17 protein-coding genes and 1 tRNA gene are annotated in these 18,553 nt (G+C 59.6%); 12 read left to right on the top strand and 6 right to left on the bottom strand.

All coding sequences use genetic code 11. From position 1 onward, the window contains the following. Position 1 precedes the first annotated feature (1 nt). On the top strand, positions 2-526 hold the full coding sequence (locus ACHZCJ_RS07485) for a hypothetical protein (RefSeq protein ID WP_236553739.1): 525 nt from the start codon (positions 2-4) through the stop codon (positions 524-526). Positions 527-554: 28 nt separating this feature from the next. Beyond that, complete coding sequence (locus ACHZCJ_RS07480) at positions 555-1,316, top strand: SDR family NAD(P)-dependent oxidoreductase (RefSeq protein ID WP_321325234.1); 762 nt, start codon at positions 555-557, stop codon at positions 1,314-1,316. A gap of 3 nt (positions 1,317-1,319) precedes the next feature. On the opposite strand, the gene ACHZCJ_RS07475 is transcribed toward ACHZCJ_RS07480, so the two are convergent. Continuing rightward, a complete protein-coding gene (locus tag ACHZCJ_RS07475) occupies positions 1,320-1,937 on the bottom strand; it encodes a DNA-3-methyladenine glycosylase (protein ID WP_321325232.1) in 618 nt (205 codons plus the stop codon). A 92-nt stretch (positions 1,938-2,029) separates the two neighbouring features. Between ACHZCJ_RS07475 and ACHZCJ_RS07470 the strand changes: the two genes are divergently transcribed. After that, positions 2,030-2,347: a 2Fe-2S iron-sulfur cluster-binding protein gene (locus ACHZCJ_RS07470; protein ID WP_159640125.1), complete on the top strand. Its 318-nt coding sequence runs from the start codon at positions 2,030-2,032 to the stop codon at positions 2,345-2,347. Between the two features lie 68 nt (positions 2,348-2,415). On the opposite strand, the gene ACHZCJ_RS07465 is transcribed toward ACHZCJ_RS07470, so the two are convergent. Together ACHZCJ_RS07465 and rlmB are read right to left on the bottom strand one after the other, a co-directional pair. Then, the gene (locus ACHZCJ_RS07465; protein WP_321325230.1) at positions 2,416-3,159 is read right to left on the bottom strand and encodes a hypothetical protein; all 744 of its coding nucleotides are present in this window, start codon (positions 3,157-3,159) and stop codon (positions 2,416-2,418) included. A 2-nt stretch (positions 3,160-3,161) separates the two neighbouring features. Next, entirely contained in the window at positions 3,162-3,908 is a 747-nt protein-coding gene (gene rlmB, locus ACHZCJ_RS07460) for a 23S rRNA (guanosine(2251)-2'-O)-methyltransferase RlmB (protein WP_321325228.1), read from the bottom strand. A 135-nt stretch (positions 3,909-4,043) separates the two neighbouring features. On the opposite strand from rlmB, the gene ACHZCJ_RS07455 reads away from it, so the two are divergent. The 3 genes from ACHZCJ_RS07455 (at position 4,044) to ACHZCJ_RS07445 (ending at position 6,108) form a co-directional block, all read left to right on the top strand. Then, positions 4,044-4,129 (top strand) — tRNA-Tyr (locus ACHZCJ_RS07455). Positions 4,130-4,171: 42 nt separating this feature from the next. Then, a complete protein-coding gene (locus ACHZCJ_RS07450; RefSeq protein ID WP_321325227.1) occupies positions 4,172-5,173 on the top strand; it encodes a low specificity L-threonine aldolase in 1,002 nt (333 codons plus the stop codon). After that, positions 5,170-6,108, top strand: coding sequence for a DMT family transporter (locus tag ACHZCJ_RS07445; RefSeq protein WP_321325225.1), 939 nt, complete (start codon positions 5,170-5,172; stop codon positions 6,106-6,108). Before ACHZCJ_RS07450 ends, ACHZCJ_RS07445 begins: the two co-directional genes overlap by 4 nt. Before the next feature lie 3 nt (positions 6,109-6,111). On the opposite strand, the gene ACHZCJ_RS07440 is transcribed toward ACHZCJ_RS07445, so the two are convergent. Next, on the bottom strand, positions 6,112-6,912 hold the full coding sequence (locus ACHZCJ_RS07440) for an SDR family oxidoreductase (protein ID WP_321325223.1): 801 nt from the start codon (positions 6,910-6,912) through the stop codon (positions 6,112-6,114). Positions 6,913-6,918: 6 nt separating this feature from the next. Further along, a complete protein-coding gene (locus ACHZCJ_RS07435) occupies positions 6,919-8,214 on the bottom strand; it encodes a M48 family metallopeptidase (protein WP_321325221.1) in 1,296 nt (431 codons plus the stop codon). A 103-nt stretch (positions 8,215-8,317) separates the two neighbouring features. On the opposite strand from ACHZCJ_RS07435, the gene pepN reads away from it, so the two are divergent. The 6 genes from pepN to ACHZCJ_RS07405 all read left to right on the top strand — a co-directional run bounded on the left by pepN (position 8,318) and on the right by ACHZCJ_RS07405 (position 16,721). Next, positions 8,318-10,915, top strand: a complete 2,598-nt coding sequence (gene pepN / locus ACHZCJ_RS07430) for an aminopeptidase N (protein ID WP_321327749.1) — start codon at positions 8,318-8,320, stop codon at positions 10,913-10,915. Beyond that, positions 10,881-11,675 carry a peptidoglycan editing factor PgeF gene (pgeF, locus tag ACHZCJ_RS07425; RefSeq protein ID WP_394700070.1) on the top strand — a complete coding sequence of 265 codons (795 nt, stop codon included), beginning with the start codon at positions 10,881-10,883 and terminating at the stop codon, positions 11,673-11,675. The genes pepN and pgeF overlap by 35 nt, the downstream gene beginning before the upstream one ends. Before the next feature lie 115 nt (positions 11,676-11,790). Beyond that, complete coding sequence (locus ACHZCJ_RS07420) at positions 11,791-13,197, top strand: DASS family sodium-coupled anion symporter (protein ID WP_321325217.1); 1,407 nt, start codon at positions 11,791-11,793, stop codon at positions 13,195-13,197. A gap of 47 nt (positions 13,198-13,244) precedes the next feature. Then, a complete protein-coding gene (locus tag ACHZCJ_RS07415; protein WP_394700069.1) occupies positions 13,245-14,570 on the top strand; it encodes a cystathionine gamma-synthase family protein in 1,326 nt (441 codons plus the stop codon). Between the two features lie 71 nt (positions 14,571-14,641). After that, positions 14,642-15,472 (top strand): HAD-IIB family hydrolase, encoded by an 831-nt coding sequence (locus tag ACHZCJ_RS07410; protein ID WP_321325214.1) that lies wholly within the window; start codon positions 14,642-14,644, stop codon positions 15,470-15,472. A gap of 34 nt (positions 15,473-15,506) precedes the next feature. Further along, positions 15,507-16,721: a glycosyl transferase gene (locus ACHZCJ_RS07405; protein WP_159640158.1), complete on the top strand. Its 1,215-nt coding sequence runs from the start codon at positions 15,507-15,509 to the stop codon at positions 16,719-16,721. Here ACHZCJ_RS07405 and ACHZCJ_RS07400 read toward each other — a convergent pair. Then, positions 16,718-18,511, bottom strand: a complete 1,794-nt coding sequence (locus tag ACHZCJ_RS07400; protein WP_321325211.1) for a sugar phosphorylase — start codon at positions 18,509-18,511, stop codon at positions 16,718-16,720. The genes ACHZCJ_RS07405 and ACHZCJ_RS07400 overlap by 4 nt on opposite strands. Positions 18,512-18,553: the final 42 nt, after the last annotated feature.

The following is an 18,553-nucleotide window of genomic DNA, read 5'->3' as shown; positions in this document are numbered from 1 at the left end:
CGTGAAATCTGCTTTTGCAAATCTGTTGAGAATGGCCGGTCTGGCCGCGCTGCTGTTCATGGCAAGCTTCTCGGTCACGGCGCGCGCGGAAGTGACGGTCACTTTCTATTCGCACGATTTCGGGAAGAATTTTCCGCATGCATTCTTTGTCGCCAAGGGAGAAATGGCTGATGGCAAGAAGGTCGATACCGGCTTTGGTTTCACCGCGGTCAATGTCTCGCCGGGCATTTTGTTCGGCTCGGTCAAAGGCCATGTGAAGGCTCCGTCCGCCGACTATGTCGCCAGCAGCAACCCGCATTTCACCGTGAAAGTGAGCGACAAGAAATATCGCGACCTTTTGGCCGTGGTGCAGAAATGGCAGGCTATTCCACAAAAAAGCTACAGCCTTAACAAGCGCAATTGCGTGCATTTCATCAATGATGTGATTCAGACGCTCGACCTCAAGACCAATCTGAAAACCGCCAACTGGAAGAAGCCGCGGTCCTTCATGGAAGAAGTGATGAAGCTCAATCCTTTCCTCAAATGACAAGGCGCGCACTATGACGGATGTTTGCATGATAATCGGGGCAGGGGCCGGTATAGGCGGCCATGTCGGCCGGCGTTTTGCAAAGGATGGCTATCATGTCGCGCTCTGCCGTCGCAGCGATCAGGATGGGCTCGACAAGATGGTCGGGGAAATTGAAGCGTCAGGCGGCGAGGCCTCGGGCCATTTGCTCAACGCGGTGGACGAGGGCGCGATCGAGAAGCTGATCGACGATGTCGAGGCCGATATTGGGCCGATCAATGTGGTGGTTTACAATCTCGGGGCGCAGATCGGCAACCGGGCGCTGGCGGATACGCCGCTGAAGACCTTTGAACTGGGCTGGCGGATGGGCGCGCTCGGCGTGTTCCGGGTGGCGCAAAAGCTGTTCCCGAAGATGGTAGAACGCGGGGGAGGGGCGCTACTGGTGACCTCCGCGACCTCGGCGATGCGCGGCAATGCCGGACAGCATAGCCATGCGGCGGCGATGGGTGGCCGGCGGATGCTCTGCCAGTCGCTCAACGCTGAGTTCGCTCCGCAGAATATCCATGTCGCGCATATATTGATCGATAGCGCAGTCAATGCGCCGGACACGCTAGGCAAGCTGCTCGGGCCGGAGCGTTTCGCCAAATTGCGGGAAGCCAAGGCCAATGGCAAGGACGAGATCATGGAACCGGCGGCAATTGCCGACACCTATTTCCATATCGCCCACCAGCACCGCTCGGCCTGGACGTTTGAGCTCGACATGCGCGCGTTCACCGATGCCGCCTGGTGGAATCATCCGGTCGATCTCTAGCCGCTACATCACCATCACATGATAATGGTGCCAGGTGAAGATCGCTACGGCGCCGCGATGCGGGGACCAGCTTTCCGCGATATCGCGCAGCTCTTTTTCCGAAGGCCGCTCCGGCAGGTCGAGAAAATTCCCGACACCGACCTGTATCGCCAGATCGCCCGCCGGCCAGATGTCCGGGCGGCCCTGCGCGAACAGCAGATAGATTTCCGCCGACCAGCGGCCAATGCCCTTGATTCGGGTGAGCAGAGCGATCGCCTCTTCATCATCCTCTGGCAGATTTTCCAGATCCACACTGCCGGAGAGAATCAGCTCCGCAAGGCTTCTGGCATAGCCCTGTTTCTGCCGTGAAAGCCCGCAGGCGCGCAGTTCGTCAAATTCCGTGGCAATCAGCGCTTCAGGAGAACAACCGTCACCCAGTCGTGCCTCCAGCCTGGTCCAGACCGCCGCCGCCGAAGCCACGCTGACCTGCTGGCCGACGATGGTGCGGAGCAATGTTTCATAGCCTTCCGGCCGGATGCGCGGCTCGGGATAGCCGGACGTTTCGATGGCGGCTGCCAGCCTAGGCTCGAGGGCCGCGGCATGGTCCAGCCCGGCTTTGATTCCTTCTTTTGATAGGCCCATCGAATATCGGTCCTCGTTTCGGCCCTTGATTCTTTTTGAAGGTCCAGACATAGCGTGCGGGATTTTTAATGAACAGTCACTAAGGGGTAGCTATGCCAACGATTCACGTAACCGGCCGCGATGGCGAAGAAAAAGCAGTTTCCGTCGATGCCGGAGTCAGCGTCATGGAAGCGATCCGCGACAACGGCTTTGACGAATTGCTTGCTCTGTGCGGCGGCTGCTGCTCCTGCGCAACCTGCCATGTCCACATCGATGCGGACTGGAAGGCCAAATTGCCGGAAATGAGCGAAGACGAAGATGATTTGCTGGAAAGCAGCGACCATCGTGACGAGTTCTCGCGGCTCAGCTGCCAGATTGAGCTCTCCGACGAACTCGATGGCCTGAAAGTTCGGATCGCCGAAGAAGACTGATTTCTTCTGACCGATTGCAAAAAAAGGGGCCGCTTTTCAGCGGCCCCTTTTTTTGTCTGGTTCAAAATCTAGTTGGCCAGTTTGACAATCGCGCGCGGGCTTCCTTCCGGGCCGCTCGTCGCATTTACCTTCCAGTGCATGTTTTTCAGGGAACCATCGACGGTCAGGCCATCTTCGGTATTGTTGGACAACACGGTGCCATCGGTGACGATGGTGAAGGTTCCGTCGATCAGTTGCGCTTTTGATTCGTCCGATGGACCGCCCAGCGAAGGCGGGCGCAAATTGCCCACCAGTCCGCCAGCGCTTGCCATGGCCGGCGTCAGTATCTCGAGTTCGCCCTTGTTGCGCCTGATGACCTGGACGAAGGGAAATTGCATCGTTGCCCCCGGTATCGTCGGAAAAGCAAGCATCCGGTCGAATTTGCCGCTGATGGCATATTCGACCTCGAACATATTATCACCGATATATTCGACTTTGTTCCAGCCATCATATTTGGCGAGCTTCGCGGCAAAAAGCTTCAGGCCTTCATCATCGCCGGGCACCGCGCCTCCGAAAATCGAGCGCATCGCTGCGTTTTTCTGGTCTTCCTCGCTTGAACCGCTTCCAGCCTGCTCGCCATCCGCGATGCCGGACGGCGAAGACATTGCATCATCACCACCTTCAGCGAGCTGCATCTGCCCGTTATAGACAAAGCTATAAGTGCCGTCGTTCATCAGGCGGAGTTCTGATTCGAATTTGCCCGGAATGAGCAAGCAGCCGGCCAATAGCAGCGGCGCGACCAGAGCCAGCAGCCATTTGCTATATTTCCCCACGACTATTCCCCTTTTTTCCTTGTATATTCAGCATATAGCGCAATCGCGGCGGCATTGGAAACATTCAGGCTTTCCATCTTGCTGCTTATCGGCAGCCGGGCCAATGTGTCGCAATGGCCGGCAACATTCTGCCGCAGGCCTTCGCCTTCCGCGCCCATGACCAGCGCGATCTTGCCGGACCCCATGGCCGGTTCAAGTTCGTCGACCGCCTCGCCGTCGAGCCCGATTCGCCAGTATCCGGCTTCGGCAATGTCGTCGAGTGCGCGGGACAGGTTGACCACGCGTATCCACGGCACAATTTCCAGCGCACCGGAGGCGGATTTAGCCACGACGCCCGATTCGGGCGGCGCATGGCGGTCCTGGGTAATGATGGCCGCTGCGTCAAAGGCCGCGGCGGAGCGCAATATCGCCCCGACATTATGCGGATCGGTCACTTGATCAAGCAGCAGCAACGGCCGGTCGCTCAGCTGGTCGAGAATGTCGCCCAGCCAGATATCGGGCAGGGGGTCGACATCGGCGACCATGCCCTGATGCGGCGCATCGCGCGGAATCACCCGGCCGAGATCGGCGACATCGCTGATAACCACTGGGATATCGTCGGGAATCTCCAGCGTTGCCAAGGCCTCGCGGGTGATCGAGATTTTCTTGATCACCCGTCTCGGATTGTCGAGCGCGGCTTCGACCGCGTGCCGTCCCCAGAATTTGAGACCACCGCCGGTTTTCTTAATAGATCTGTTCTTGCGTGCCATATTGGCTCTCTAGACGCTATGGCTGCTGCCGACAGCCTTTTTTTCTGCAAATTTCAAAGGGCAGGCATTGACAGTTTGCCATCCCTTCGTCATTGAGCCGCTCTTGTCGCCGATGGCGGCCTTGGGTACCCATATGGACAGGTGGCCGAGTGGTTAAAGGCAGCAGACTGTAAATCTGCCCGCGTAAGCGTACATAGGTTCGAATCCTATCCTGTCCACCATCCCGTCTTGACGCGTCAGAGCCCGTGAGCCATGCGCTGGCGATGCGATTTTTCTCTGATAATGCCGCGCCGGTGCACCCGAAAGTTCTGGAAGCGCTCGCCGCCGCCAATGGGCAGGATACGGCCTATGATGGCGATGCCCTGAGCGGGCGGCTGAATGCCGTCTTTTCCGATTTGTTTGAAACCGAGGTCGAGGCGCTTTGGGTGGCGACCGGCACGGCGGCCAATTCGCTGGCGCTCGCCGCGATGTGCCAGCCGCACCAAGGCGTGATCTGCCATCGCGAAGCGCATATCGAGCAAGACGAGGCCGGCGCGCCCGGTTTCTTTACCGGTGGGGCGAAGCTGATGCTGCTCGACGGCGAGGGCGCCAAACTGTCGCCGGAAAGCGTGGAAGCCTGTTGCAGGGCGATCCGCGACGATGTCCATCAGGTCCAGCCGGCGGCGGTTTCGATCACCAACGCCAGCGAATATGGTCTGGTCTACCGGCCGGACGAGGTCGCCGGACTTGCCGAAGTCTGCAAGGCGCGCGGGCTTGGTCTGCACATGGACGGGGCGCGCTTTGCCAATGCGGTGGCGACGCTCGGTTGTTCGCCCGCCGAGCTGACCTGGAAGGCTGGCGTCGATGCGTTCAGCTTCGGTTTCGTCAAAAATGGCGGCATGAGCGCTGAAGCGCTGATATTCTTCGATCGCGAAATGGCGGCCGACACCCATTATCGCCGCAAACGTGCTGGGCATTTGCAGTCGAAGGGCCGGTTTCTCGCGGCCCAGATATTGGCCATGCTGGAGGATGACCTGTGGCTCGAAAACGCCGGGGTGGCCAACGCCGGTGCGCAGATCATCGCCGAAGCCGCGGGTGACCGGCTGCTCTACCCGGTTGAAGCGAACGAGATTTTTATCCGATTATCGGCAGACGAAGCAGAGAAACTGCGCGGCGCCGGATTTGATTTCTACGACTGGGGCGAGGGGCAGGCCCGGCTGGTGACCAGCTGGAACCAGAGCGCGGAAAATATCCGCCCGCTGGCCGAAGCGATCGCATCCCTATGAACACAGGTGAAGAGAGCGAACCAAGCCTGCTCGCTCCCCGAATTTTGGTTCCGTTCCTGCTGGTCTCGCTGATCTGGGGATCGACCTGGCTGGTGATCAAGGACCAGATTTCCGAAGTGCCACCCGGATGGTCGGTGAGCTACCGCTTCCTGATCGCGGCTGCGGCGATGTTCGTGCTGGTTGCCTACAGGCGCCTGTCATTCCGGCTCGATCGTACCGGCTATCTGTTCGCGCTGATCCTCGGCCTGTTCCAGTTCACGTTCAATTTCAACTTTGTCTACAATGCCGAGCTGTTCATCACCTCGGGGCTGGTCGCGGTCCTGTTCGCGCTGCTGATGGTCCCCAACGCGATCATGGGTCGTATTTTCCTCGGCCACAGGATATCCGGCCCCTTTCTCGGCGGATCAGCGATTGCCGCGGCCGGAATCGCGCTTTTGTTCTGGCACGAATATCGAGCTTCTCCTGCCAGCCTCGAACAGGTGCTGATCGGCGCGGCGCTGGCTTTCGGCGGAATCATGTCGGCCTCGATTGCCAATGTCATGCAGGCGGGCCAGCGGCTCAAATCCTATCCGATCATCACCGTCCTCGCCTGGGCGATGCTGTTCGGGGCGCTGATCAACGTGCTGTTGTCCTGGGTCACCGTTGGTCCGCCGGTCTATGAAACGCGCGCCGCCTATTGGGGCGGGATCGTCTATCTCGGCGTGATTGGCTCGGTCGTGACCTTCCCGCTCTATTTTGCGATGATCCGGGAAATAGGACCGGGCAAGGCGGCCTATTCCAGCGTGCTGGTGCCGGTGGTGGCGATGATATTGTCGACGGTTTTCGAGGATTATGTCTGGACCTGGTTGCCCGCCGTTGGCGCGCTTCTGGCGATGGCCGGATTGCTGGTCGCGCTGCGTGCGCGCAAGCCGAAGACGCCGCGGATCGCGGCCTGACCATCACTCGAGCAGCGACTGCAGCCCCGCTTTATAATCCGGATATTGCGGTTGCCAGCCGAGTAATCGCTTCGTCTTGCCATTGGCAACGCGGCGGTTCTCTTCATAAAAACCGAGCGCGGCCTGCGACAGATTGGCCTCCTCCAGCGATAGCAGCGGCGGAACATCCATGCCCAGCAGGCGCGCGGCATGAGCGATCACTTCATGTTGCGGCGCTGGTAGGTCATCGGAAATATTATAGACGCCCGCCGGCCCGTCGAACGAGGCGATCGCCGCGCTGACGATATCATCGACATGGATACGGCTGAACACCTGTCCGGGCATATTGACCCGCCGGGCCTTGCCGCTGCGCACCCGGGTCAGTGGGCTGCGGCCCGGACCATATATGCCCGGAAGGCGCAGAACATGCACATCATCGCGCAATCTTTGCCAGCGCTGGTCGGCCTTGCTGCGCGCCTTGCGGCGACCCGAGCCGGTTGGCGCGCTTTCGTCCACCCAGGCGCCGTCGACATCGCCATAGACGCCGGTTGCGGAGAGATAGCCGCACCATTGCAGCGAAGCGGCCCTTATCGCCTCGCCATATTGCTCAAGCACCGGTTCGCTGTCATCGCTCGCTGGCGGAACCGAAGAGAGGACATAGCTCGCCGATTCCAGCGCGGCCAGCACAGAGGGGCGATCGTCAAATGCCAGCGCCCCATCTCCTGCTTCCCGGCGGGTGCCGATCACCTCATAGCCCAGCGCCCGCAACCGGTGTGCCAGCCGCGAGGCGGTGTAGCCCATGCCGAAGATCAAGACGCGCTGCATCGTCACCTATTCCTGTTCCAGCTTGCCGGGGTTCTGAATTACCGGATTCTCGATATTGTCTGCCTTCCACTGCATCGCCATCCGGACACGCGTGGCGCCGGAAGGATGATCGAAGAACAGCATTTCCTCGACCGGACCCGGTTCGATCTTGCGATATTCCGATAAGCGCATCGCCACCTTGGCAAAGCCGTCCGGTTCTCTGGCCGTATCCAGCCCGAACTGGTCGGCATCGCTTTCGGTAATCCTGACGAGGCTATGCAGTGCCGGCGTTGCGGCAAAGAAATAGGCCGTGAGGATAAGGCTGAGTATCGGAATCGCTGCTGGATCGGAAATGGTACGAACGCCCCACTTCGCGCCATGGCGTTCGATCAGCCGCGGCGCGAGCCGTGCGACAACGAACAGTCCCAGTCCGATAATGAGCGCCAGGATGAAGATCGTGCGCCACGTGTGGCCGAGGACATAATGGCCCAGTTCGTGCCCCATTACCGCTGCGACCTCGTCCGGATCGGTCCGTTCGAGCAGATTGTCGTTGAGCGAAATCCGGATCGTCGGTCCGATACCGGAAACATTGGCCGATATTCTCTTATGCTGCTTCGACTGGTCGAACACATAGATATTCTCCGCCGGAATATCATATTCTGCGGCCATCGCGACAATCCTGTCGCGCATCGGTCCGTCCGCCATCTCGTGATAATCGTTGAACAAGGGCGAAATGAACACCGGCCCGAGCATCATGCCGATGAACAGGAACATCGAAACCACCCCGGTGCCCCATAGCCACCATGTCTTGGGGGCCCGCCGGATCACCGCGAAAATCGCCATGACCAGCAGCGGGAATATGAGCAGCGAGATGACAAGACCGATCATCTGCTCGCCGAACCAGCCGCTGAAGCTCTGGCTCATCAGGCCATATCGCTGCTCCCGGAAAAAGCCGGTGTAAATCGTCCATGGCAGGGTGAACAGAAATCCGGCGATGACATAAGGCAAGGTATAAAGCGCCGGTTGCAGCCAATGTCGCTTGGTGACCCGTTCGGCCCAGTCGCGGAATCGGGCAGAAAAACGGGACTGTAGAATGAGGAAATCGACCAGGATACCAATCAGGGCTCCCCAAAGGATCAGCCAGTAGCCGCCTTCAAAATAATTGTTCGATTTTTCCAGCTCTTCGCCCTGCAATGTGTCGATATAGGCGCGGCTGGCCTGCTCGACGTCAAAAGGCGCGCTGCCGGATTGCGCAAAAATAATGTCCGCTGGCAAGCCAGCGACCAGCAGACCGGCAAAGACGATGAACAATATTCTGGACATGACCCACTCCCTTTCATTCCAGCCATAAACGCAATTGCGCGGGGTGCAAATGGCTCTTATGGCAAGGCCCATGCTTGATATTCAGAAATCATCGAACGACGAAATGGCCGATGCCGCGCCAGCACCCCACGATCCCGCGACGATCCGCCGCGAGGATTATCGCCCGCCCGCCTGGTTCATTCCGGAAGTCGACCTGGATTTCCAGCTCGGTCTGGAGCACACGCTGGTCCGTTCGAAACTGGATGTCCGCCGGTCAAAAAGCGCGAAGGCTGGCGAACCGCTGGTGCTGCAAGGCGATGATATTTCGCCGACGGCAGTCCGGGTGGACGGCGCCGCGTTTACCGATTGGAAACTGGTCGAAGGCGATCTGGTGCTGCCGCTGGACGGTGCATCGCACAGCGTCGAGATCGAGGTTGAACTGGATCCGTCGACCAACACCCAGCTGATGGGACTATATGCATCGAACGGGATGTTGTGCACGCAGTGCGAAGCGGAAGGATTCCGCCGGATCACCTTCGCTCCCGACCGGCCCGATGTGCTCAGCCGCTATCAGGTGCGGATGGAAGCCGACAAGGCGAAATTCCCCATATTGCTGTGCAACGGCGACAAGATCGCCGAAGGCGATGGCGAAAATGGCCGCCACTGGGTGCAATGGAATGACCCTTGGCCCAAGCCGAGCTATCTTTTCGCACTGGTTGCGGGCGATCTGGTCGCCAACAGCGACAGCTTCACCACCCGTTCGGGCAAGCCGGTCGAACTCAATATCTGGGTGCGCGACGGCGATCTCGATCGTACCGGCCATGCGATGCAGGCGCTGAAGGACTCGATGCGCTGGGACGAAGAAACCTATGGCCGCGAATATGACCTTGGCCTGTTCAACATTGTTGCCGTCAGCGATTTCAACATGGGCGCGATGGAGAACAAAGGGCTGAATATTTTCAACTCCCGCTATATTCTCGCCGATCCCGAAGTCGCAACCGACGCCGATTTTGACGGTATCGAAGGCGTGGTCGCGCATGAATATTTCCACAACTGGTCCGGTAACCGTGTCACCTGCCGTGACTGGTTCCAGCTCAGCCTGAAAGAAGGCTTTACCGTTTATCGCGACCAGAGCTTCTCTGCCGACATGGGCTCGGCGGCGCTGAAGCGGATCGAGGATGTGCGGATATTGCGGGCAGCGCAATTCCCCGAGGATGCGGGGCCATTGGCCCATCCGATCCGTCCGGAAAGCTATCAGGAAATCTCCAATTTCTACACCGCGACCATCTATAACAAGGGTGCGGAAATCATCCGGATGATGAACACGCTGATGGGGCCGGAGAATTTCCGCAAGGGTACCGATCTCTATTTCGACCGGCATGACGGCGAGGCGGCGACCTGCGAGGATTTTGTCACCGCGATGGAAGACGGCGGCGACATCGCCCTGAAACAGTTCCGCAAATGGTATGAGACGCCGGGCACGCCGCGGGTAAGCGCGACGCTGTCCCACGACCCGCAAACCGGCACGGCCACAATCCGGCTGACGCAGAGAATTGCGCAAAATGGCGCAAAGCCGAAGCCGTCCGAACTGCTGATACCGCTGCGCACGGCGCTGCTCGATCCGGAAACCGGCGCGCACCAGGGCGAACAGCTGCTGTTGCTCGACCAGTCCGAGAAAAGCTTCGCGCTTGAAGGCCATAAGGAACGGCCCATCCTGTCGATCAATCGCGGTTTCTCCGCGCCGATCATCTTGGACAGCGACCAGACCGCCGAGGAACTGGCCTTTCTGTCGGCGCATGACGACGACCCTTTCGCCCGGTTCGAGGCGATGCAGCAACTGATGACCAATTATCTGACGGCCAGGGTTTCGGGCACGCCGGTTGATCGCGATATCATCCTGCTGGCGGTCGCGAAAATACTCGCCGACACGTCAATCGATCCTGCCTTTCTCGCCGAGCTGATCCAGCTGCCCAGCGAAGCCTTTCTCGGTGACCAGATGGTCGAGGTCGATCCGCAGGCGATCCATGAGGAGCGCGAGAAATTGCGCGGCAAGATCGCGGTGCAGTTCGAAAAGCAGTTCCGCAAGCTCTACAAGAGCTGCTGGCCCGGCGAATTCTCGCTCGACGCCGAGGCGCGCGGCAAGCGTAAATTGCGCAACGTGACTCTGGCCTATCTGGCCGCATCCTTTGCCGAAGATGCAGCTGAGCTGGCCTTTGACCAATATCGAGATGCGGACAATATGACCGCCATGCAGGGCGCGCTGGCGGTATTGTCCAATCTCGAATCCGAAGAACGGTCCGCGGCCTTTGACAATTTCTACAAGAGATTCAGGGACAACGCGCTGGTTCTCGACAAATGGTTTAGCCTGCAGGCAATGTCGCAGCGTCCCGATGCGCTGAAACGGGTCGAAAGCCTGTCGCGCCATCCCGACTTCACTCTGTCCAATCCCAATCGGGTGCGCGCGCTCTATGGAGCGTTTACGGGCAATCAAGCCCGCTTTCATGATCCGTCGGGCAAAGGTTACCAGTTGATCGCAGACATGGTAATCGCGCTGGACAAGCAAAATCCGCAGACCGCGGCCCGATTCATCCCGCCGCTCGGGCGCTGGCGGCGCTACGAACGGGGGCGTTCGGACCTGATGCGGCTGGCGCTGGAGAAAATTGCGGCGCAGCCGGGCCTGTCGAAAGATGTCGCCGAACAGGTGCACAAGAGCCTTGCTTGATATCGCGACCTCTCCACTGCTCAAGGGCGTGGAACATGGTTTCCTCGGCCGGGCAGGGGGTGTCTCGAAAGGAATCTACAGCGGGCTGAATATCGGTCTGGGCAGTGATGATGACCGCGAGTCGATCATGGAAAATCGCCGCCGCGCCACGGAAGGCGTGTTGCCGGGTAGCGAACTGGTGACCGTGCACCAGATCCATAGCGCAGAGGTTGTCACCGTGACCGAACCCCTGCCGCTCGAGCAGCGCCCACAGGCCGATGCGATGGTGACGGACAAGCCAAACCTGCTGCTCGGGATATTGACCGCTGATTGCGTGCCGGTGCTGTTCTATGACCCGCAAGCCAAAGTGATCGGCGCCGCCCATGCCGGCTGGAAGGGCGCTTTGGCCGGGGTTACCGACAATGTACTCACAGCGATGGAAAAGCTGGGCGCGGATCGCGGCAATATTGCCTGTGCCATCGGGCCCTGCATCGCGCAGCCCAGCTATGAGGTCGATGCGGCCTTCCGGTCGCGGTTTCTCGAAGCCGATACGGATAATGACCGCTTCTTCGCTGCGGGCAAAGCGGACCATTTCCAGTTTGATATAGAGGATTATGTCGCTGCCCGACTGCAAGCAGCAGACATTAACAAGTTCGATAAACTCGGTCTCGATACTTATGCCAACGAGAACCGCTATTTCAGCTACCGCCGCTCCTGTCACCGCGATGAAGCGGGCTATGGCAGGCAGATTTCGCTGATCGGCCTTGCGGAATACTATTGATTTCCCCCGTCACCCCAGCGAAGGCTGGGGGCTGAACCAATCTGGCCATTAACAAAGGCCAGCCGGTTTGCACGCCGGCGCAGACTGGGAGAACGGGATACGGGGGGGAGAGGGCATGAACGCACAACGCATCGGTCTATGGGCGGGGCTCGCCGGATTTGTCATCATGCTGCTCGTGCCCGCTCCGGAAGCCATGTCGACGCCGGCCTGGCAGGTGGCTGCGCTGACCCTGCTAATGGCGACCTGGTGGATGACCCAGGCGGTGCCGCTGACCGCCACGGCCTTGCTGCCCTTCTTGGCGCTGCCGACGATGGATGTCATGTCGGTCAATGAAACCGCCAGCCAATATTATTCGCCGATCCTGTTCCTCATCCTCGGCGGTGCCTTTCTGGCGCTGGCCATCGAGCGGGTCGGACTGCACAAGCGGCTGGCGCTGGCGATCATCGGCCTGTCCGGCAAGACCGCCTGGGGCATATTATTTGCCTTCATGATCGCCACCGCCTTGCTCAGCATGCTGATTTCCAACACGTCCTCGACCCTGATCATGATCCCGATTGCGGTGGCGGTACTGGTCGCTGGCGGGGTCCGGGATGGCGAGACCGAAGGGTTCGCCGGAGCGCTGGTCATGGGCGTGGCCTTTGCTGCCTCTATCGGCGGCCTCGGCACATTGGTCGGCAGTCCGACCAACGCGATTGCTGCGGGCCTGATCAACAAGACATTGGGCATGGATCTCAATTTTCTCAGCTGGCTGAAATTCGGTATCCCGATCGTGCTCATCGGCATCCCCGTCCTCGCCGCCATTCTGATCGCGGTACAAAAGGTTGGGCGTCACAGTTTCGATGGCGTCAAGGCAAAGCTGGCGATCGGTTCGCCGGGCCCCTGGAGCGTGCCGGAAAAGCGCCTCGTTCCGGTCGTTGCTATCGTCGTGCTGGGCTGGCTGTTCTTGCCGCAACTCAAGACGATCTTTCCGGAAGGGGCGCTGCACGATGGCAGTATCGCCGTTTTCGGCGGACTGCTGCTATTCTCGTTGCCCGACGGGACCGGTCGGCGGCTGCTCAACTGGGATGAAGCGGACAGGGCGCCCTGGGGCGTGACCATGCTGTTCGGCGGCGGTCTCGCGCTGGCCGCGGGGATCATCGAGTCCGGTCTGGCCGAATGGCTGGGCGGAGCGCTGGAACCGCTGCAGTCGGTTCCGGTACTGATCATCGCCATCGCGCTGGTCGCGCTGGTCATTCTGGTCACCGAATTTGCCTCCAATGTCGCCACCGCCAGCGGCATCATGCCGGTGGTCGCCAGCCTGATCCTCGCCACCGGCGTCGATCCGGTGCTGCTCGCTGTGCCTGCCGCAATGGCCGCCAGTTGGGGATTCATGCTGCCTAGCGGTACCGGTCCCAATGCGATTGCCTGGTCGACCGGTCATATCGAGTTGCCGAAAATGCTGAAATCCGGCCTGCTGCTCGACCTTGCCGGCATCCCGATCATAATCGGCTGCATCTGGATGGTTTCCGTTGTAACCAGTTAGATTTTCAGGCAAGACTTCATGCAAATATTTGATGTGGAGAGACAGACATGGCCAAGCAAGATGATCCCAACGCAGCCGTCCCGGTGACCCGCCGCATGCCCAAGGCACCAATCGAGAAAATCGGCGGCCGCAAGCTGAAACCGGCTACCCTGATGATGGGCCATGGCTATGATCCGGAGCTTTCGGAAGGCTCGCTCAAGCCGCCGATCTTCCTGACCTCAACCTTCGCCTTCGAAAATGCCGCAGCCGGCAAACGTTTCTTCGAAGGCATCACCGGCAAGCGTCCCGGCGGCTCCGATGGTCTGGTCTATTCACGCTTCAACGGTCCCAATCAGGAAATTCTCGAAGACCGGCTGAGCATCTGGGACGAAGCCGAGGATGCGCTGGTTTTCTCCAGCGGCATGTCGGCGATTTCGACGGTGTTGCTCGCCAATGTCAACCAGGGCGATGTCGTGGTGCACAGCGGGCCGCTCTATGCCGCGACCGAGACGCTGATCAACAAGATACTCGGCCGCTTTGGCGTCAGCTTCCTAGACTTCCCGGCTGGTGCGAGTCCGTCCGAAGTTGCAACCTTGCTCGAAAAGGCCAAGGAACAGGCCGCGGCCAATGGCGGCAAGGTCGCGATCATCTATCTGGAAAGTCCGGCCAATCCGACCAACGCGCTGGTCGATATCGAGGGTGTTGCAGACGCGCGCAAACAGGTCTTTGGCGAAGAGGGCCCGCCGCCGATCGCCATCGATAATACCTTCCTCGGCCCGCTCTGGCAGCAGCCGCTGAAACACGGCGCCGATATCGTCATCTACAGCCTGACCAAATATGTCGGCGGTCACAGCGATCTGGTTGCGGGCGGCGTGCTCGGCAGCAAGGCGCATATGGACCCGATCCGCGCGATCCGGAACACCATCGGCACGATCTGCGATCCGAATACCGCCTGGATGCTGATGCGCAGCCTCGAGACGCTGGAATTGCGCATGACCCGGGCTGGCGAAAATGCGGAAAAGGTCTGCGCCTTCCTGCGCGACCATCCGAAGGTCGATGGTCTCGGCTATCTCGGCTTCATCGACGACGAAAGCCAGCAGGATATCTTCGACCGCCATTGCAGCGGCGCCGGTTCGACCTTCTCGCTGTTCATCAAGGGCGGCGAGGCGGAGGCCTTCCGCTTTCTCGATGCGATGAAGATCGCCAAGCTGGCGGTTAGCCTCGGCGGCACCGAAACGCTGGCCAGTCTGCCCGCTGCGATGACCCATATTTCGGTCCCCGACGAACGCCGCGCCGCGCTCGGCATCACCGACAATCTGGTCCGCATTTCCATCGGTGTCGAAGACCCGGACGACCTGATCGCCGATTTCGACCAGGCGCTCGCGGCGGTGTGATCGCAGACTGAACGCTTCTCCAGATTAGCGCTTTCCGGTTCAGGCCGGACTGCTATATCGGGGCTATGGCAATGCGACCCGTTTACCCCGTGATATGCACCGACCTGGATGGCACGCTGCTTGATCATCACAGCTATTCGGCCAAGCCCGCGGACGGGCTGGTCGCTGATCTGGCCCGGCGATCGCTGGCGGAAGTCGTTCCGGTTACCAGCAAGACACATGCGGAACTGCTTCACCTGCAGCAGACACTGCCCCTGCCATTCTCGCTCTGCGTGACCGAGAACGGATCCGTCCTACATGGTCCCGAAAACTTCATTACCGGCGAGGACGACCCCTCCGGCAGGATCACCATGGGAGTCGCTTATCCGGCGATACTGGACCAGATCGGCAAGCTGCCGGCCTCGTTGCGCCGCCATTTTCGCGGATTTTCCGACATGTCTGTCGATGCGGTGGTCGAGGCGACCGGGCTGGCCTACGGCGATGCGCGGCGGGCGAAGGACCGTCAGGCGACCGAACCCTTTCTCTGGTCCGGCACAGACGGCGAGCTGGAATCGCTTGCGTCCGTCGTCGCCGAATCCGGTCTGCGGATCCAGCGCGGCGGACGGTTTTACCATCTGACCGGTCACGCGACCAAGGAGCAAGCGATGGCCCGGATCATCGAAACCATCGCCGGACGAAAACCGGACTGCGACATCCTTTCGATCGCTCTTGGCGACGGGCCCAATGACCTGGGGATGATAGAGGCGGCCGATTTTGGCGTGATCATGCCCAATCCGCAGGGCGTCACAATTGTCTCCGTCAAGCCCGGTGTCCGCACCGCCCCGGCGCCGGGCCCGGAGGGCTGGGTGAGCGCGGTCACGGAAATTCTGGCAGAATTGGGTTTAAACCTGCGCCAAAGCTGATTAGGCTCGTCTCTCGGCAAACACAGGGACATCTATGGCTGACTTTCATCAAAACGGTTCAATTTCCACGCTTCACAATCTGTCCGGTCGCTCGGTCGATTCGCTGGAAGCCGATTTGATGGGCTTTCGCAAAGCCAATCCCATGGCCCTGGTCCTGCCCAGCCTGTTTTCCGAACTGGAAGGCCCCGCGCTCGAAAATATCGTCGATGAACTGTGCCAGGTGCCCTATCTAGACGACATCATCATCGGGCTGGATCGCGCCGACAAGGAGCAGTTCGAATATGCGAAACAATATTTTTCGCGGCTGCCGCAACGCCACCATATCCTCTGGAACAGCGGCCCCCGGCTGACTGCGCTCGACGCAGAGCTGAAGGAATGCGGCCTGTCACCGGCGGAACCGGGCAAGGGCCGCAATGTCTGGTTCTGCTTTGGCTATTTCCTGTCGGCCACCAACGCCCAGGTGGTCGGGCTGCACGATTGCGACATTTTGACCTATGACCGGGAATTGCTCGCGCGGCTGATGTATCCGGTGGCCAATCCGACTTTCCCCTATGTCTTCTCCAAAGGCTATTATGCACGGACGACGGAGGAAAAGTTCAACGGTCGCGTGGTCCGCCTGCTGATCGGCCCGTTGCTGGCGGCGCTCAAGAAAGTCTGCGAACCCAATGACTATATCACCTATCTGAACAGCTTCCGCTACGCGCTTGCCGGAGAGTTCGCGATGGGCCGGCAGGTGGTCAAGAATATCCGAATCCCGTCCGACTGGGGCCTGGAGGTCGGGGTATTGTCCGAAGTGTGGCGCAACCAGTCGACCCAGTCGATCTGCCAGGTCGAGATCGCCGACAATTATGACCACAAGCACCAGTCGGTTTCGCATGACAATCCCGAAGGCGGTCTGTCGAAAATGAGCATCGACATCACCAAGTCGCTGTTCCGCAAGCTCGCCACCGACGGTCAGGTCTTTTCCGCCGGCACCTTCCGCACGCTGAAAGCGACCTATTTCCGGATCGCCCTCGACCGGATCGAGACGTTCTATAACGACGCGGTGATGAACGGCCTGACGCTTGACCGGCATGAAGAGGAGACGACGGTCGAACTGTTCGCGCAGAATATCATGACCGCCGGTGAAACATTTCTGGAATCGCCGAACGAAACACCCTTCATGGCCAACTGGAACCGGATCAACAGCGCCATTCCGGATTTCACCGACCGGTTCAAGGAAGCGGTCCGCCTGGATAACGAAGACTAGCTCTGGGACGTCTCGGCCGGGTCGGGCGCGACGTTGCTGAACCAGACGGTCCGGTAGGGAGACAGGCTGAAATCCCCCTCGATGTCGGCAATGATATGGCCTGAGATCAGGTCCCACCAGCTGTCCCCGGCGATCAGATTAACATCGGCCAGCGACAGCATTTTTTCTTCGTTGGTTACATTGGTGATCGCGAAGATGCTCTGTGTCCGTTCGCGGCTCTGGCGCCAGATGCCGAACAGGCCTTCGGGCAACGCCAGCGTGAATTGCACCGCGTTGGGGTGAAAAGCCGGCTGCCGTTTGCGGGTTTCAACCAGCGCAAGAAAACGCGAAAAGACCTGCGCCTCGACGGCTTCCGGATCGGCGAGTTTCGCACTGATCGTGTCATAGTCCAGCTGCGACCGGTTGATCGACCGGTTATGGCCGGTCCGGTTAACATCTTCATAGCCGTTCGGCGTCGCCAGCAGGCTGTGGATATAGATGGCCGGAATACCTTCCAGCGCCAGCATGATCGCCATCGCCGCCATGAACCGGTCGATCTGATATTCGTCCGGTCCGTCGAGCGTGCCCTGCATCGCTTCGAAAAAGGAGATGTTCATCTCATAGGGCTTCTCGGTGCCACCCGGCCCGCGCCGCATCGACACACGCCCGCCAAAGCCCTGGATACAGGCCAGCATCTGGTCGACCTCGCCCTGTGGCAGCGCCCCTTCGGTCGGACGCAGACCGATCCCGTCGTGGCTGGCGGTGAAATTGAGATAGGTACAACCGGTCAATGCCGGCGGATTGCTCCGTGTCAGCCGCTTCAGATAAAGCGCGTTGCCGGTCAGCAGCGCATGGACCAGCAGCGGCGGCAGCGAGAAATTATAGATGACATGCGCTTCGTTCTGGTTGCCGAAATAGGTCAGATTCTCGTGATTGGGGATATTGGTTTCGGTGATGATGACCAGCGTCTCGGCATGATGGTCCATCAGGGTCCGAAGCAGACGGATGATCTCGTGGGTTTCGTCGAGATTGATCGAGGGCGTGCCGATTTTCTTCCACAGGAACGCGACCGCGTCGAGCCGGAAAATCCTGACACCATGGTCGATATAGGCGGCGATGATCTTGACAAATTCGATCAGCAGCTCGGGATTGGTAAAATCGAAATCGAGCTGGTCGCTGCTGAATGTGCTCCAGACATGGCGGTTGCCGGAGACGGTGCGAAACGGTGTCAGCAGCGGATGCGCCCGCGGACGCACCACCTGCCCGAGATCGGCGGCCGGATCGGCGGTATAATAATAGTCCTTGCCCGGTGCTTCATCGGACAGAAATTGCTGGAACCAGACGGATTTGCTCGATCCGTGATTGATCACCAGATCTCCCATCAGGCGATAGTCGCCGGCAATCGCCTCGATATCGGACCAGTCTCCCAGATCCTCGTCGACCGCGAGATAGTCGATCACCCCGAAGCCGTCATCACAGCTATAGGGAAAGAAAGGCAGGATATGAACGGCGCCGATGGTCTGTCCGATATGCTGCTTCAGGAATCGGTGCAGCGTCCGCAGGGGCCGCTCGCCATCCGACCGAATCGTGCCTCCATAAGTGATCAGTGCGATATCGCGTTCGTCCCACAAATGCTTGTCGGCGATTTCCGATCGCGGGATCATCTTGCTCTTGTCGGGCCAGAACAGGTCGACAATACGCTCGGCCAGTGCCTCGCAATCGTGATCGGGATAGACCGCACCCAGATGCGCCGTCAGCCGTTGCAGAAGGTGGTCGATAGTGGCGCGATCATTCATGGCTTCTTCTGTCACTCCGAAAATCTTCTTGACCCCGGCGGAACAATCGGGCCCTTA

The organism is uncultured Parasphingorhabdus sp. (assembly GCF_963677535.2).
Classification (GTDB): Bacteria; Pseudomonadota; Alphaproteobacteria; order Sphingomonadales; family Sphingomonadaceae; genus Parasphingorhabdus.
The sequence above is the reverse complement of the archived record's forward strand: the minus strand, read 5'-3'. Positions and strand labels throughout refer to the sequence as shown.